This is a genomic window from Legionella dresdenensis, assembly GCF_042649825.1.
GTDB lineage: Bacteria > Pseudomonadota > Gammaproteobacteria > Legionellales > Legionellaceae > Legionella_C > Legionella_C dresdenensis.
This window is the reverse complement of the sequence record NZ_JBHSAB010000002.1, coordinates 16,829-30,970: the sequence shown is the minus strand read 5'-3', so window position 1 is coordinate 30,970 and position 14,142 is coordinate 16,829. Positions and strand designations below refer to the sequence as shown.

Here is a 14,142-nt window from a genome sequence, read left to right as displayed (position 1 = left end):
AAATTGAGGAAACATATTATGCATTGGTTTGCTCAGGCTCCATCAAACATTGCCTTGATTAAATACATGGGTAAAAAGGATGAACAATCCAATTTGCCGGAAAATCCCTCTTTATCCTATACATTGACCAATCTCTTAAGCCATGTGGAAATGGAAAGCCTCTCCGGAAAAAAAGACTTCTGGGAGCCGCTGCCGACGCCCGGCGCAATCCCTTTTACCCTGTCACAACAGGCGCAACAACGTTTTTTACAGCATCTGGAGCGCTTAAAACAGCATTTTGGTTATTCCGGCGCTTTTTTAGTCCGCTCATCGAATACATTTCCTCACGGCAGCGGCCTGGCGAGCTCTGCGTCCAGCTTTGCCGCCCTGACGATATGTGCGGTACGCGCCCTGTCTGAATTACAAAATATTGCTGAACCCGCGATTGAAGAACAGGCACGGTTAAGCCGTCTGGGTTCAGGCTCATCCTGCCGTTCTTTTTTCACACCCTGGGCTTTGTGGCAGGATGATAGCGTTCGGGCTGTTGATTTGCCTTATGATGATTTACATCATCAGGTAATCATTATCAGCCATGATGAAAAAAAAGTTTCTTCCAGTGAAGCTCATCGACGAATCAAAAACAGTTCGCTTCATGCTGGCCGTAGCCAGCGCGCTACAGAAAACCTGAAGATGCTTATGCAAGCCCTTGAGCTCAAGGACTGGAGCAGCGCCTATCAGACTTGCTGGCGTGAATTTCAGGATATGCATCAATTATTCGCCACCTGCGATAAGCCTTTTTCTTACATTACGGACGATAGCCGCCAGGTTTTAAGGAATCTGCAGGACTTGTGGTTAAAACAAGGCGACGGACCTATTGTTACCATGGACGCCGGACCTAATATTCATCTCCTGTACCGCGCTGATCAAATAGAAATGGCACAGCAATTCAAACAGGATTATTTGATCGGGAATTATGATGTTTTGTGATTTTGAGACCACTACACACGGAAAATGGATATTGGCAGGAGAGCATGCGGTATTACGTTCTCATGGCGCTCTTGTTTTCCCGGTTCGTGAAAAGGAACTCCGCTTGCATTATCAGCCCGCTAAGGAGTTAAGCGCTGATTATACCGGAGCCAGCGGCACTGATATCCATCTGCTGTTCTGGAGCGTATTGGAATATAGTCAGCAATTACTGGGCGATTCTCTCAATCGCCTGACCGGTCATTTTCAGCTCGATTGCTCAATCCCGGTTGGCGTAGGGATGGGGGCTTCAGCCGCCTTATGCGTAGCGGTAGCCCGTTGGTTTGCGGCGCAGCGTTTGATTGGCTCAGAAGCGGTATTTGATTTTGCCCGCCAACTTGAAAATCTGTTCCATGGTAAAAGCAGCGGCCTTGATATTGCCGGTGTCGGCGCCCAGGGCGGCATTTATTTCAATCAGGGCATTTTAACTTCGGTTAACCTGGCCTGGCATCCCAAATGGTATTTATCCTCCTGCGGACAAATAGGCATTACCTCGCATTGCATCAGCCGAGTAAACGATTTATGGATAGCAGATCCGATTAAAGCAAAAAGTATAGATGACGAAATGGATGCCGTTGTTAATCAATGCCGGCTTGCACTTGAAACATACAATGAAGACTCACAATCCCTCTTATGCCAGGCCATCAACCGCGGCGCTGAGTGTTTTTATAATTGGGGCCTGGTTAGCGATAATCTGCAGCAACATATGGATTTATTGCTGAAAAATGGCGCGTTGGCAGTAAAACCGACTGGTTCAGGGAATGGCGGTTATGTGATCAGTTTATGGGATAAGGAACCTGAAATTGATTTAATGCTGACTGCAATTTAATCTCTTAGTAAGAGTGTTGGGCTGTAAAGCCCAACATTCCTTTACTTAAAACTACTGTTGATGCTGATATTTTGACGGATTTTCGAGATACTCTCTCAATGCTGAAACCAGGCGGTCGATATCGCTGGTGTCGTTGAAGATATGGCCGCTTATCCGCATAGTTGCCGGAAATTGGGTCTGTTTATGCAACACATGTGTGCAATGTGTTCCCGCTGAGATATACATACCATGGGTATTGGCAAGCAAATGGCCAAGTTGCGTTGGCGACAACAGACAATCATCAAAAGCAAACGAGCAGATTGAGGTGCGTTGTATTGAGGGGGTCTTGCCGCCCATCACGCGGACACCGGGCAAACTGCTTATTGCCTTGACGCAATATTCTCCCCATACCCGGTTATGATTGGTTATTTTATCAAAACCAATCTGGGTAATAAAATTCACGGCAGCGCCATAACCAATCACTCCTTCAATATTCGGCGTACCTGACTCATAGGCAAAAGGCGGTTCAAGCGCGATAAAATGGCTGGTTGTGGCTTCTTTAATCATCCCGCCGCCGATATTAAACAAACTCAACTTGTTATATTTATCTTTGTTAACATACAGCACGCCAACACCAGACGGCCCAAACATTTTATGAGAACTGAACCCCATAAAATCACAGCCTATTTTCTTCACATTGACCGCCAGATGCGATATTGACTGGGCAGCATCAATCATGACTGGCACGCCATGGCTATGTGCCAGCGCCACTAATTCCGGTACCGGTGCAATAACGCCGGTAACATTGGAAATATGACCGATTGTTAATAAACGGGTTTGCGGGTTCAGCAATTCTTTTGCCTGTTCCCATTTGGCAACGCCATCATCATCGAGATCGATAATTTTCAACCGGGCTTTATGTTGCCAGGGCAACATATTAGAATGGTGCTCGGACGCAGCCAGAACAATTTCATCGTTTTTTTCAAGGCCAATACAATGCGCAATTAAATTAAATGATTCAGTGGCATTACGGGTAAAAATAATTTCTGAGGGCGACGCGCCTATCATGGCAGCCACCGCATAGCGTGCATGCTCAAACGCCTCCGTAGTACCCTCGCTGAGAGGATGTACGCCGCGATGAACATTCGCTCCCAGATTGGTGTAGTAATGATTAACTGCATCAATAACGGATCTGGGCTTGGGCGTTGTGGATGCGGAATCAAGATAAGTAATCGGCATGCCATCGACAGTTTTGCTTAACAAGGGGAAATATTTGTAATAATTATTCATACCACACCAGCCTTTGCATGTGGTTTGCAGACAATTAACCGCCTATTGAATCGAAAAATGGCGCTTGCTGGCATATTGGTCACATTGGGATTATGTCCATATATTATGAAGTATAGCCTAAAAAAACAGATTGGGTCGTTCCGACCCAGGATTATTCAACAAACTGATAAAAAACTTCATCATCCCTAATCATGCCAAGCTCATATCGAGCTTGCTCTTCCAAAGCCTGATCACCGCTTTTCAGTTCCATAATATCTGCCTCAATAGCGCGGTTACGGGCAGCGAGCGCTTCATTTTCCTGAGTCTGCCGCTCAATTTTTTCTTCAAGCGTATACCATTGGCTAATACTGCCGTCACCCAGCCAAAGCTTATATTGCAGGCCAATCAGAGCCAGAATCAATACCAGAATGAATGAGCGCATGGTTAATTAAATAAGAGATAATTAGATTTATTATATACGTTTATCCGTTTAAACCCAATATTCAAATAAAAAAGCTGGACTCATGCCTTGAAATTAAATAACCTGATCAATAATTACCTTTCTGATTTATTATGGACCAGCCATGCAATTGGAAAATTTAAATCTGCTAGAACTGAATATCCTGTTAGGCCATCTTCGTCTGGGCGCCGGCCATCTTGCCAGCCTGCTTGATAAAAATCAGTATCGGATGCTATTGGACCTAAGCTCCCTTAACCGGGAACAAAATTTTAAAATTCGCTCAAATCGTGCTGAAAAATCGGGCAATATCGCTTTGGGGCTAAATACGGTTATTACTAGTGTTTTCGGTGCCTGGATGGGATTTTCAGGCTTTGCCGGCCTGCATCTGAATTCAATATCGATGCTGATAGCCATTACCGGCCTGGCGCTATTTTCCAGTATCGTCGTCGGTTTTTTAAGTTTTAAGTTAACCGCGCAAAATACCAAATCAGCCATTCATAATCAGAAAATCTATAACTTGCAAATTAATGTCATTGAACTGATTATTGCCAGAAAAAAAGAGGAATTATCGTCTCACATTAAGTATTTAAATAACGCCTTGCACTATATTCAAGAGCATTCGGGAATCAGTAAGGACCCGGATTTGAATCTTGCTTTTGAGAGCGGGGAAGACTTTTCCGTCTGGAAAGAAAAACTTACAGCAGCAATCTCGCAAAAAACACATGCACTTTACCGACAGTGTATTTATCGTTTTTATTGCATTCGTCTGCACAAAATTATCGATAATATCGACAATGCAATCTATTATTTTCTTGTTACCATGCCTGAAGAGGAACTCAAAAAAGAAGAAGCGCAGCAACTATTTAGTCAGCGCTCAATCAAGGATGATACGAACTTACTGAGCACTCTGTTAACGACCCCAACCAGTCCAACACTTACTCATAGCAAATCCTGGTTTCGTAAGAATATGCTGCCGCTTCTAGCCGGGCTTATTCCGACTTTCTTCGGTAGTTTTGCCTCCATGTTTGTTTTCTTGTCCGGCGGGCCAAATATCGCCCGTGAAATGGGGATGGAAGCATTGGAACAAACTATACGCAGCCCGGGTTATCGTCTGGTGGAGTTCAGCATTGCTATTATTCTCACTCTCTATTATGCAGCATCATTTATTTACAGTAACTATAAAATGTATTTGCGTGAGCAAGAGGTTGAAAAAGCTAAAAAAGTAATTATCCAGTGTGAACAGGAACTATTTGATGTAGATAAAAAAATCCATCTGCTGGTAAAACTCAAAAGTCAGGTTACCCGGATTATTAATATTTATACCGCAACGGAATCAATTGCTGAATGTCTGGTTGAAAATAACGTATAACTTATTAAGCCCTCTCCCGTATCGGGAGAGGGTTGGGAGAGGGGGGTACGTGTTTTTACCTTGCCAAAGCCCCTTTTCCGGCATATGCCAGGCCCGACACTTCCTGAATCCGCAACAGCTGATTATATTTTGCCACTCGATCTGTCCGACACAGCGAACCGGTTTTAATCTGGCCACAGCCTGTTGCCACAGCGAGATCCGCGATAAAAGTATCCTCTGTTTCGCCAGACCTATGCGACATAATGCAGCGGTAATTATTGGCATGAGCCAGCTTAATCGCTTCTCGAGTTTCAGTTAACGTTCCAATCTGGTTTAACTTGATCAAAATAGCATTAGCAATTTTCCGTGAAATCCCTTCGTGTAAAATAGCCGGATTAGTCACGAACAAATCATCGCCTACCAATTGAATCTTGTCGCCGAGCGCCTGAGTTAATAGCTGCCAGCCTGCCCAGTCATTTTCATCAAGGCCATCCTCAATACTCACGATAGGATACGATGCTGCCAGCTCCTGATAATAAGCAACCATGCCTTGGCTATCTAACGATTTATTGTCTGAAGCCAAATGATAAACACCATTTTTATAGAGTTCTGAAGCAGCAACATCCAAAGCAAACACAATCTCGCCCCCTACCTTAAAGCCAGCCTGCTCGACCGCCAGCGATAACATATCAAGCGCTTGCCGGTTTGATTTCAGATCCGGCGCAAAGCCGCCTTCATCGCCTACGGCAGTATTTAATCCCTGCTTTTTCAGGACTGATTTCAAGCTATGAAACACTTCCGTGCCCATTTGCAATGCCGTTACAAAATCAGGCGCTCCGACCGGCATGAGCATAAACTCTTGAATATCAACATTATTGTCAGCATGCGCACCGCCATTTAACACATTCATCATTGGCACAGGCAGCGACATTTGTTCGCCTTGATTTAATGCCAGATATAAAGGCTTGTTAATCGCTGCGGCGTAAGCGCGTGCACTTGCCAGCGACACGGCCAGAATGGCGTTGGCGCCGAGACGTGATTTATTTTCTGTTCCATCCAGCTCTATCAGACGAGCGTCGATTTGCCCCTGATTGCTGACATCATACCCTTGCAAAGCATTATTTATTTCATGGTTAACATGGGCAACAGCTTTGGCTACGCCCTTACCGAGATAACGGCTTTTATCACCATCACGGAGCTCGCATGCTTCACGTGTACCGGTTGAAGCGCCAGAGGGAACACAGGCTCGGCCGGTTTCGCCAGTGGTTAAAATAACATCCGCTTCAACAGTCGGATTACCTCTTGAGTCAAGGATTTCACGCGCGTGAATAGTCTGAATATGCATAGCTATACCAATAAAAATAACCAGCGGATATTGTTTGGTCATTGCCAAATGAAGTCAAGATTATTTTGTTGGGTTCTATTTACCGCCCTATAATCTCAACCTTAATATAAACATTGGAATACCTGGCAAAACTATTGCCGGCATGAATAACCATCTGAGTATTAGCCCCCGCTGGCGGCCCCTCTGCTGCAGCCAGGTTTACCCATTCATTCAAGGGCGCCATAATCGTAGTATCCACTTGCTGCTGCTGAATCACCTGATTGTTAACCGGACTGGTTTGCTCCCGGATACGCCTGATTACCAGTTTTACTTGCTGCCCCTGTAAAACCGGCTCAACCAACAATCCGTTTTGTACCTGACGGCGTTGATAACCTACCCCTGTCCATAATCCAACGCCTACTGTGCTAACCAACGGCTGATCATCGCCGGAACTGATAAATGCCGATTCTCCATTGAGGACTGTTACCGATTGATAACGTTTAAGACGTGCACGCGATTGGGTGCTAATGTTTAGTCCGATACTATTCTGGTTTCTTAAAAAATTGGGATCGCCCTGATAAACTGTAACCCGGAAAGTAACGGGAGGCACATCGATTTTATTCAGTACCAGCCGGATTTGCGTTAACGTTTCCGGCGACACTTTGACGACCAGAGTCTGTCCGTTGCCTGTTATCTGTTCTCCAGGCTGTAATAAGGGTTGAACAAGCTGAATTACAGTTTGCGCCTGCTGATAATGTAAATTAATGACTTTCGTCATCATGCCGGCAGCAAAAAGGCTTCCGCTTAGCAACCACAATAACACGATATATTTTTTCACTTCTGTACGCTCCATGCCTGGTTTTTCATTTAGTTTAGTTGAAATATAGGACATATTGATAACGGTCTCACACAAAAAAAGTCGTGACATAAGCCAAACTTGCGGTATACTTTCGCCAACCTACACTCAGGTATACATCCATTATGGGAAGTATATTTAACATGTTCGGACCGTCTCCGATCAAGCCTATCGAACAGCACATGCACAAAGTGCATCAGTGTGCCAAGAAGCTGCACCCTTTTTTTGAGGCTGTGCAAATTCAGGATTGGGAAAGCGCCGGTAAAATACAACAGGAAATTGCAGCGCTCGAAAAAGAAGCTGACGTCATAAAACGTGATTTGCGGCTGCATCTGCCTACCGGTTTGTTTCTTCCGGTATCCCGCACAGATTTGCTGGAGCTGTTGAGCGCACAGGATCGTATCGCCAATAAAGTAGAAGATATTGCCGGTTTGATTATCAGCCGCCGGATGATAGTACCTGCGAATCTGCAGCAACCGTTCTTTTCCCTGCTCAGCCGCTGCATTGATGCATCACGGCAGGCTTGCAAAGCGATTAACGAACTTGATGAGTTATTGGAGACAGGATTTCGCGGCAGTGAAGTCAAAATCGTCGAAGACATGATTATGGCGCTTGACGAAATTGAACACGACAGTGATGACAAACTTGCCGATATAAGACATCGCATTTTTGAAATGGAAGAGGATCTTCCTGCGATAGAGGTAGTCTTTCTATACAAACTGGTTCAATGGATTGACGATCTTGCTGACCAGGCCCAGATAGTTGGCGGTCAGCTTCAAATTCTTATTGCTCGGTAAAATGTTAGATGGATTATTCGATTATATTACTTAGTTGTGCGGTTGCCCTCTGTTTCTTCATGACCTGGGGAGTCGGGGCGAATGATTTGGCTAACGTCATGAGCACCACTATGGGCTCAAAGGCGATTACGGTACGCCAGGCGATGATTATTGCCATTGTGTTTGAGTTCGCCGGCGCTTTTTTAGGCGGCAGCGGGGTGACTGAAACCATGCGCGACGGCATCATTAACAGCAGTCAGCTCTCAGAACAACCTTTGATTCTGGTTGAAGGCATGCTGGGCGTCCTGTTCGCCTGTACGTTCTGGATGAATATGGCAAGCTACCTGGGCGTCCCAGTGTCCATTACCAATGCCCTGGTTGGTTCCATGGTTGGTTTCGGCAGTGTAGTTCTAGGCGCGGATGCCGTGCATTGGGAACAGGTTTCTCATATTGCCATAGGCTGGATAACCTCGCCATTAATCGCCGGCATCACCGGTTATGTGTTATTTATCAGTATCCAGCAAACCATTTTTGTTAAAAGCGATCCGCTTGCCAAAGCAAAAATTTATATTCCAGTGTATTTATTCCTGGTTGGTACGATTTTATCGTTTATCACAGTCTTTAAAGGTCTAAACCATTTTGATATCCGCCTTAACCTGAAACAGGAGCTGGCTGTTACGCTGGCAACCAGTATAACGATTACCCTTATCGGCATTTTTGTAATCCGACACATTCCTGAACAACCGCAAATCAGAAGACGTGAACGGTTTTTGCAGGTTGAAAAATACTTTGCGGTATTAATGGCGTTAACTGCATGCGCAATGGTTTTTGCTCATGGCTCTAACGATGTAGCCCTGGCAGTTGGACCGTTATCAATCATCTATAGCCTGCTTACCCATCCCTTTCAGTCATTAAGTGTTGATAATTACCCTGCCTGGATTACTCTGCTTGGTTGTATTGGAGTGGTATCCGGTTTACTGGTTTATGGGCGAAGAGTGATTGAAACGGTAGGCAGCTCGATTACTGCGTTAACGCCCAGCCGGGCTTTTGCCGCCACCCTGGCTGCTGCGACCACGGTTGTTGTTGCAACCAGCACCGGGATTCCTGTATCGGCGACTCAGACTTTAGTGGGCGCTGTACTGGGTGTTGGTCTGGCAAGAGGTATCGGCGCTTTGAATTTGATTGTCATCCGCAATATCTTTATGTCCTGGATACTGACTTTACCCATAGCATCCGTACTGACTATCGCGGCTTATAAATTGTTGCACGCCCTGATTGGGTAGTGCAACAGGTTGTAAGTTTTCAACATTATTACTGCATCAAGTCTACTAGTTAGAATTGTTCCCAGATGCTGTCTGAGTCGTCTACCGGATTTGCATTATCGCGCAGGTTGGCGATACGTTTGTGTTTGTTAATTTCTTTTATTTGAGAAGGGCTTTTTTCATGTTCCTGATCAAATTTATACATGAATTTATCGTAAGGACTGACATAAGCCTTATCAAGATCATTTGAACTGCTCATATATTAATTATTCCTGGTTATTCAACTATCCCGATTTTATCGCGTTTTTGCTCAGGTTACCATGCCCAGTATAATTCTATCTGGAACGATTACCATTTTTTCTGTAGACTGCCGTCCTCTCACTAATGTTATTGGATGATAAAAATAATGACTATAAAGAAAGCTGAGTTACATGTGCATCTGGAAGGCACTATCCCACCATATTTAGCACGTAAGATTGCTGACCGTAATAAAATCACTCTGCCAACGGGGTTGATATCTGAAGATGATAAAAGTTATCTTTATGACGATTTTCTTGATTTTTTAAAAGCTTATGATGAAGTGGCGGCAGTGATCAAACACCCGCTGGATTATTATGACATTACTTTTGATTATCTGAAATCTACCGCTGAAAGCGGCGGGATTTATGTTGAAATGATGTATTCGCCTGATCATGCGGAACAGGCAAGCGGTATACCGTCTATTGAACATTTGAAGGCTATTCAGCAGGCCATTGACGATGCCGAAGAAAAATATCATATCGTTGGCCGTATTATCAGCACCGCAGTACGCCATTTTGGTGCAGAAGCGGCAGAAAAAGTAGCGGTTCAGACGCTTAAAGATAATATTCCATGCGTTACCGGTTTCGGATTGGGCGGCGATGAATTTAATTTCCCTCCCAAACTGTTTAAAAGAGCCTATCAAATTGCCTCAGAAGGCGGCTTGTATTGCACGGTCCACGCGGGTGAATTCGCTCCGGCAAGCGGCATGATGGAAGCAATGGATAATTTGCCTGTTACTCGAATAGGTCATGGAGTAATGTCCATGCATTCTCCAGAAACTATTGCCCGTTTGGTTGACAATAATATTGCCCTGGAAATCTGCCCGCACAGTAATATTGCTCTGGGGTTATTTCCTGATTTAAAAAACCATCCGCTGAGACAGTTAATGGATGCCGGCGTCAAAATGAGTTTAAATTCAGATGATCCGCCATTTTTCCGTACTAATCTGGCAAATGAGTATGAGCGAATTCAGGCATTTCATCAGTTTTCTGATGCTCAGATGACAGATTTCACCCGGATGGCGCTTGAGCATGCGTTCGTAGATGAGGAAACTAAAGCAAAACTGTTAAAATCATTGTAAGTTGGGTCATTTGACCCCATTTCCATTATTCACCCTCTTTTGTTGGGTCAAATGACCCAACCTACCAGGCCTTGCCAAACAACCTGTCTTTTAACTTAATAATCCTGCGGCGTATTTTCTGCTCCGGACGCGGCCTGAAAGATGGGGCGTCGAAAAAATATTCTCGCCCTTCTGGCGATATCGGTGAAAAATAATAATTAAACACACAGCGGCGCGGCTCATTACACACCACCGGGCTTACAGCATGCCAGGAGGCGCTGTTGGTTTCCATAACGACTAACCGGTTAAAATAACTCGGAACCACAATGTGTTGTTCCACAGCAGCATCCCATAGTTCATAATTACCGCCATTCTCAAGCTTCCAGTCCGGCGAGATATAATAAAGAACATTGACCGTGCGATAGTATTGCTTCTTTTCAACATTATGGGAATTATCCAGATGCGGGTTAATATAATACCCTTTCAGCAATGCGCTTACCCCTCCGGAAAAGCGGGAGGTATCGGGAATTTGCTGACTGATTCCGGTTATCTCTTCTATTACCGCAACAACCCGTGGGTCCTGAATAGCCGCATTGATGTCGCGAATTATACTGGCGGTATCCTTTAAGTGGCTGTATTTTAATTTCAACCGCCCGGGGCTATTAATCACATGCATTTCTTTCGGCTTGGGGAAATGAGCGTGTATTTGCTCGGCTATTTCGACAGGCAGCAGATTATCGAGTACAAAATGCCGGGCAACTTTGATTGCATGCTCTCGGGCAAACTGCTGTTGTAACTGCGCTTTCTCATCGCTTAATCGTTGAACAATCAAATTCACCAGCTGTTCTTGCATTTTAACCATTTTAACCCTCTCCCCAGCCCTCTCCCGATACGGGAGAGGGGGACAAAAGTACGAATTACTCTACTTCAACAACCTTCTCAATAACGATATCTTCAACCGGAACGTCAGAATAACCACGGCGGTTTCCAGTTGCAGTTTTGGCAATGGCATCAACAACATCCATTCCTTCAACTACTTCACCAAATACGCAATAACCATAACCCTGCATATTTTCAGCGCTGAAATTCAAAAAGGCATTATCAACCAGGTTAATGAAAAATTGCGCGGTAGCAGAGTGCGGATCAGCGGTACGAGCCATGGCAATTGTGCCTCGTTTGTTTGGCTGCGCGTATTTTGCTTCGTTTTTAATAGGCTCCTGAGTTTCTTTTTGAGTCAGTTCGGGAGTTAAACCACCGCCCTGAATCATAAAATTGCCAATAACCCGGTGAAAAATTGTGCCATCATAAAAGCCGGAGTTGACATAGCTGCGGAAATTATCAGCCGTATCCGGGGTATTTTCATCATCAAGCTTGATATGAATCTCGCCCAGCGAAGTAGTAACAATAATCATGAGTTCTCCTGTGAAATCGCGCCAGTAATCAAATCCCGCATTTTAGCACAAACATCATGCATAACGTGGATATTATGAATACTGGCCAGTGCGGTAAATAAATTGGCTTTTTGTTTAAATAAATGATGCAAAGCTGAGCGAGAATAATTCTGGCACGTATAGCAGCGGCAGCTAGCCATTATTGGCAAAAAATCATTGGCAAATGCCGCTTTTTTAATTTGGAGACGCTGATTTTCATAGTCGCTGGCAAAACGCAGCCAATGGCCGTCACGCACGATTTCCCCACAATAAAGCGCGCCATGCCGGGCATTGCGGGTTGGCGCCACGCAATCAAACATATCAATTCCTTCGGCAACCACATCCAGCAAATCCTGCGGCGACATACCAACCCCCATGCTGTAGCGGGGTTTATGTTCCGGTAATAAATCATTCACCCAGCGAATAATTTCCACCGTTTTTACCATATCAAAACCGATGGTTTCACCGCCAATGGCTACACCATCGGTATTCATGGCTACTACGCACTCAGCGCTTTCTCGCCGTAAGTCCTGATATATGCCGCCCTGGATAATGCCAAAAAGCGCCTGGGGGTTGCCATAACGTGATAAGGGGTTATTCTGGTGATAATTGACTGACTGCCCTAACCAACGATGAGTGCGTGCCATAATATGCTGGACATCCTCACGTGATGCACTGTCAGGAGTACATTGATCAAAAGCCATAATGATATCGGCGCCGATAATTTTCTGGGTTTCCAGCGACATTTCCGGCGTCATATGAATCAGACGGCTACTATCCGGCAAACTGAAATGCGCGCCCTCTTCATCAATGGTACATATCTGCTGATTTCTGGATAAGCTAAATACCTGGAACCCTCCACTGTCCGTCAACATAGGGCCATGCCATCCCATAAAAGGATGCATGCCGCCGGCCTGCTCAATAATCTCCATGCCTGGAGCGCACAACATATGATAGGTATTACCGCCCAATATAATCTGGCTGCCTGCTTGCCAAAGCTCCGAAGGCATCATATTATTAACCCCGGCCCGGGTTCCAACCGGCATAAACACTGGCGTTATGAACTCGCCATGCGGTGTCGTTACCCGGGTAACGCGTGCTTGATTGTGCTTGTATTTATGCAGTAGCTGACAAGAAAATGCAGTCATGGTCATCAAATTAACAAAAAGGCAATAATAGCCAAGCTCACGGGGCTTGTAAACGGGTATACTTTAACTGAGTCACAAAAGCCGCCCCTATCATAGCTACAAAATACAATGCCGCCCATCCAGGCATAGAAACGCCTAACCATTGCCAATCTACTTCAGCACAATCACCAGCCCCCCAAAACAACGCATGCAACACATCGCTTAATGGGAAGTACTTAAACAATACATCAAGACCAGGCAAGCAGGCGGGAACCTGATCGGCAGGCAATGATTGCAACCATAATTGACGCGCCGCAAAAAATAACCCGGCGATACCAGCAAACAATTGCAGGATTGTCAAGATTCGGGTCGCCTTCCGCTGGCCGGCCATAATGCCGATAATGCTTAAGATCACCAGCAAAATGACGCAGGCACGCTGCATAATGCACAAGGGGCAAGGTTGTAAATCCCTGACATATTGAAAATAGAGGGAGAGATAAAGCACTATCAGGCTGATAATAAAAACGGCTCCCTGCCACTGTCTGTAAGTTATTTTATTCATGATTCAGGCAACATGTATTGAATGGCATCTTTAATATCCTGCTCGCTACAACCCGAGCATGTTCCTTTGGCTGGCATGGCATTAAGCCCGATAATGGCTGATGCTGCCAACCCGTCCAGCTTCTTCTGGTCAAGCCGCGGCTTCCAATCCTCAGTATTGCGGAATTTGGGCGCACCGGCAAGACCATCTTTATGGCATACGATGCAATATTGCTGATAGGTTGCCCGTCCAGGCTCTGTTTTTTGCGGTTCCTCAGCAGGCGGCACAACAGCATCAGATTCAATCGTGACTTTGCCGACCGGCTGAATCCGCTGCTCAATCTCCTGGCGGCTGCCATCTGCAGCATGGGCTTCCCCGGTAACAATTAACAATATCAACCACAAACAACGCATATTATCCTTTCCAGACTATGTCATTCCAAAAACTTGGTAAAATATCAATATCCCAAAATACCATATTCAGCTTTATCGGGTATACAGAAATTTTTCCCTGATGCGTTATTGAAAATTTTTTGGCACAATGGAGATATATATTCTTAGTCAGGATCAGGAGGTGTAC

General features: G+C 45.1%; 16 protein-coding genes. 6 read left to right on the top strand and 10 right to left on the bottom strand.

The genetic code is table 11. The features are described 5' to 3' along the window. The first annotated feature begins 18 nt into the window (after positions 1–18). The gene (locus ACFORL_RS02850; protein WP_382340928.1) at positions 19–966 is read left to right on the top strand and encodes a diphosphomevalonate/mevalonate 3,5-bisphosphate decarboxylase family protein; all 948 of its coding nucleotides are present in this window, start codon (positions 19–21) and stop codon (positions 964–966) included. Beyond that, on the top strand, positions 956–1,831 hold the full coding sequence (locus ACFORL_RS02845) for a mevalonate kinase family protein (protein ID WP_382341114.1): 876 nt from the start codon (positions 956–958) through the stop codon (positions 1,829–1,831). The genes ACFORL_RS02850 and ACFORL_RS02845 overlap by 11 nt, the downstream gene beginning before the upstream one ends. A gap of 51 nt (positions 1,832–1,882) precedes the next feature. On the opposite strand, the gene ACFORL_RS02840 is transcribed toward ACFORL_RS02845, so the two are convergent. Together ACFORL_RS02840 and ftsB are read right to left on the bottom strand one after the other, a co-directional pair. Next, positions 1,883–3,100, bottom strand: a complete 1,218-nt coding sequence (locus ACFORL_RS02840; RefSeq protein WP_382340926.1) for an aminotransferase class V-fold PLP-dependent enzyme — start codon at positions 3,098–3,100, stop codon at positions 1,883–1,885. Positions 3,101–3,251: 151 nt separating this feature from the next. Then, positions 3,252–3,521 (bottom strand): cell division protein FtsB, encoded by a 270-nt coding sequence (gene ftsB, locus ACFORL_RS02835; RefSeq protein WP_382340924.1) that lies wholly within the window; start codon positions 3,519–3,521, stop codon positions 3,252–3,254. Positions 3,522–3,663: 142 nt separating this feature from the next. Between ftsB and ACFORL_RS02830 the strand changes: the two genes are divergently transcribed. Further along, positions 3,664–4,908, top strand: coding sequence for a hypothetical protein (locus ACFORL_RS02830; protein WP_382340922.1), 1,245 nt, complete (start codon positions 3,664–3,666; stop codon positions 4,906–4,908). Positions 4,909–4,963: 55 nt separating this feature from the next. On the opposite strand, the gene eno is transcribed toward ACFORL_RS02830, so the two are convergent. Then, positions 4,964–6,232, bottom strand: coding sequence for a phosphopyruvate hydratase (gene eno / locus ACFORL_RS02825; RefSeq protein ID WP_382341111.1), 1,269 nt, complete (start codon positions 6,230–6,232; stop codon positions 4,964–4,966). A 79-nt stretch (positions 6,233–6,311) separates the two neighbouring features. Beyond that, positions 6,312–7,139: a type II/III secretion system protein gene (locus tag ACFORL_RS02820; RefSeq protein ID WP_382340920.1), complete on the bottom strand. Its 828-nt coding sequence runs from the start codon at positions 7,137–7,139 to the stop codon at positions 6,312–6,314. A 53-nt stretch (positions 7,140–7,192) separates the two neighbouring features. On the opposite strand from ACFORL_RS02820, the gene ACFORL_RS02815 reads away from it, so the two are divergent. Together ACFORL_RS02815 and ACFORL_RS02810 are read left to right on the top strand one after the other, a co-directional pair. Beyond that, complete coding sequence (locus ACFORL_RS02815) at positions 7,193–7,864, top strand: TIGR00153 family protein (RefSeq protein WP_382340917.1); 672 nt, start codon at positions 7,193–7,195, stop codon at positions 7,862–7,864. An 8-nt stretch (positions 7,865–7,872) separates the two neighbouring features. Further along, the gene (locus ACFORL_RS02810) at positions 7,873–9,126 is read left to right on the top strand and encodes an inorganic phosphate transporter (protein WP_382340915.1); all 1,254 of its coding nucleotides are present in this window, start codon (positions 7,873–7,875) and stop codon (positions 9,124–9,126) included. 49 nt (positions 9,127–9,175) lie between these two features. Here ACFORL_RS02810 and ACFORL_RS02805 read toward each other — a convergent pair whose 3' ends face one another. Next, a complete protein-coding gene (locus ACFORL_RS02805) occupies positions 9,176–9,364 on the bottom strand; it encodes a CBU_0585 family protein (protein WP_382340913.1) in 189 nt (62 codons plus the stop codon). Between the two features lie 147 nt (positions 9,365–9,511). Between ACFORL_RS02805 and ACFORL_RS02800 the strand changes: the two genes are divergently transcribed. Next, positions 9,512–10,486: an adenosine deaminase gene (locus tag ACFORL_RS02800; RefSeq protein WP_382340911.1), complete on the top strand. Its 975-nt coding sequence runs from the start codon at positions 9,512–9,514 to the stop codon at positions 10,484–10,486. A gap of 61 nt (positions 10,487–10,547) precedes the next feature. Here the strand turns inward: ACFORL_RS02800 and ACFORL_RS02795 are convergent, their stop codons facing one another. The 5 genes from ACFORL_RS02795 to ACFORL_RS02775 are packed head-to-tail and all read right to left on the bottom strand — an operon-like array spanning position 10,548 to position 13,976. Beyond that, the gene (locus ACFORL_RS02795; RefSeq protein ID WP_382340909.1) at positions 10,548–11,327 is read right to left on the bottom strand and encodes a 2OG-Fe(II) oxygenase; all 780 of its coding nucleotides are present in this window, start codon (positions 11,325–11,327) and stop codon (positions 10,548–10,550) included. Positions 11,328–11,382: 55 nt separating this feature from the next. Next, positions 11,383–11,877: a peptidylprolyl isomerase gene (locus tag ACFORL_RS02790; protein ID WP_382340907.1), complete on the bottom strand. Its 495-nt coding sequence runs from the start codon at positions 11,875–11,877 to the stop codon at positions 11,383–11,385. Next, a complete protein-coding gene (tgt, locus tag ACFORL_RS02785; protein WP_382340905.1) occupies positions 11,874–13,043 on the bottom strand; it encodes a tRNA guanosine(34) transglycosylase Tgt in 1,170 nt (389 codons plus the stop codon). The genes ACFORL_RS02790 and tgt overlap by 4 nt, the downstream gene beginning before the upstream one ends. 37 nt (positions 13,044–13,080) lie before the next feature. Next, positions 13,081–13,584 (bottom strand): disulfide bond formation protein B, encoded by a 504-nt coding sequence (locus ACFORL_RS02780; protein ID WP_382340903.1) that lies wholly within the window; start codon positions 13,582–13,584, stop codon positions 13,081–13,083. Then, complete coding sequence (locus tag ACFORL_RS02775; RefSeq protein ID WP_382340901.1) at positions 13,581–13,976, bottom strand: c-type cytochrome; 396 nt, start codon at positions 13,974–13,976, stop codon at positions 13,581–13,583. Before ACFORL_RS02775 ends, ACFORL_RS02780 begins: the two co-directional genes overlap by 4 nt. Between the last annotated feature and the right edge of the window lie 166 nt (positions 13,977–14,142).

Bases quoted from the DNA above. Each gene is read 5' to 3' on its own strand.
- ACFORL_RS02850 (WP_382340928.1), top strand. From the start codon at position 19: ATGCATTGGTTTGCTCAGGCTCCATCAAACATTGCCTTGATTAAATAC.
- ACFORL_RS02845 (WP_382341114.1), top strand. From the start codon at position 956: ATGTTTTGTGATTTTGAGACCACTACACACGGAAAATGGATATTGGCA.
- ACFORL_RS02840 (WP_382340926.1), bottom strand. From the start codon at position 3,100: ATGAATAATTATTACAAATATTTCCCCTTGTTAAGCAAAACTGTCGAT.
- ftsB (WP_382340924.1), bottom strand. From the start codon at position 3,521: ATGCGCTCATTCATTCTGGTATTGATTCTGGCTCTGATTGGCCTGCAA.
- ACFORL_RS02830 (WP_382340922.1), top strand. From the start codon at position 3,664: ATGCAATTGGAAAATTTAAATCTGCTAGAACTGAATATCCTGTTAGGC.
- eno (WP_382341111.1), bottom strand. From the start codon at position 6,232: ATGCATATTCAGACTATTCACGCGCGTGAAATCCTTGACTCAAGAGGT.
- ACFORL_RS02820 (WP_382340920.1), bottom strand. From the start codon at position 7,139: ATGTCACGACTTTTTTTGTGTGAGACCGTTATCAATATGTCCTATATT.
- ACFORL_RS02815 (WP_382340917.1), top strand. From the start codon at position 7,193: ATGGGAAGTATATTTAACATGTTCGGACCGTCTCCGATCAAGCCTATC.
- ACFORL_RS02810 (WP_382340915.1), top strand. From the start codon at position 7,873: ATGGATTATTCGATTATATTACTTAGTTGTGCGGTTGCCCTCTGTTTC.
- ACFORL_RS02805 (WP_382340913.1), bottom strand. From the start codon at position 9,364: ATGAGCAGTTCAAATGATCTTGATAAGGCTTATGTCAGTCCTTACGAT.
- ACFORL_RS02800 (WP_382340911.1), top strand. From the start codon at position 9,512: ATGACTATAAAGAAAGCTGAGTTACATGTGCATCTGGAAGGCACTATC.
- ACFORL_RS02795 (WP_382340909.1), bottom strand. From the start codon at position 11,327: ATGGTTAAAATGCAAGAACAGCTGGTGAATTTGATTGTTCAACGATTA.
- ACFORL_RS02790 (WP_382340907.1), bottom strand. From the start codon at position 11,877: ATGATTATTGTTACTACTTCGCTGGGCGAGATTCATATCAAGCTTGAT.
- tgt (WP_382340905.1), bottom strand. From the start codon at position 13,043: ATGACTGCATTTTCTTGTCAGCTACTGCATAAATACAAGCACAATCAA.
- ACFORL_RS02780 (WP_382340903.1), bottom strand. From the start codon at position 13,584: ATGAATAAAATAACTTACAGACAGTGGCAGGGAGCCGTTTTTATTATC.
- ACFORL_RS02775 (WP_382340901.1), bottom strand. From the start codon at position 13,976: ATGCGTTGTTTGTGGTTGATATTGTTAATTGTTACCGGGGAAGCCCAT.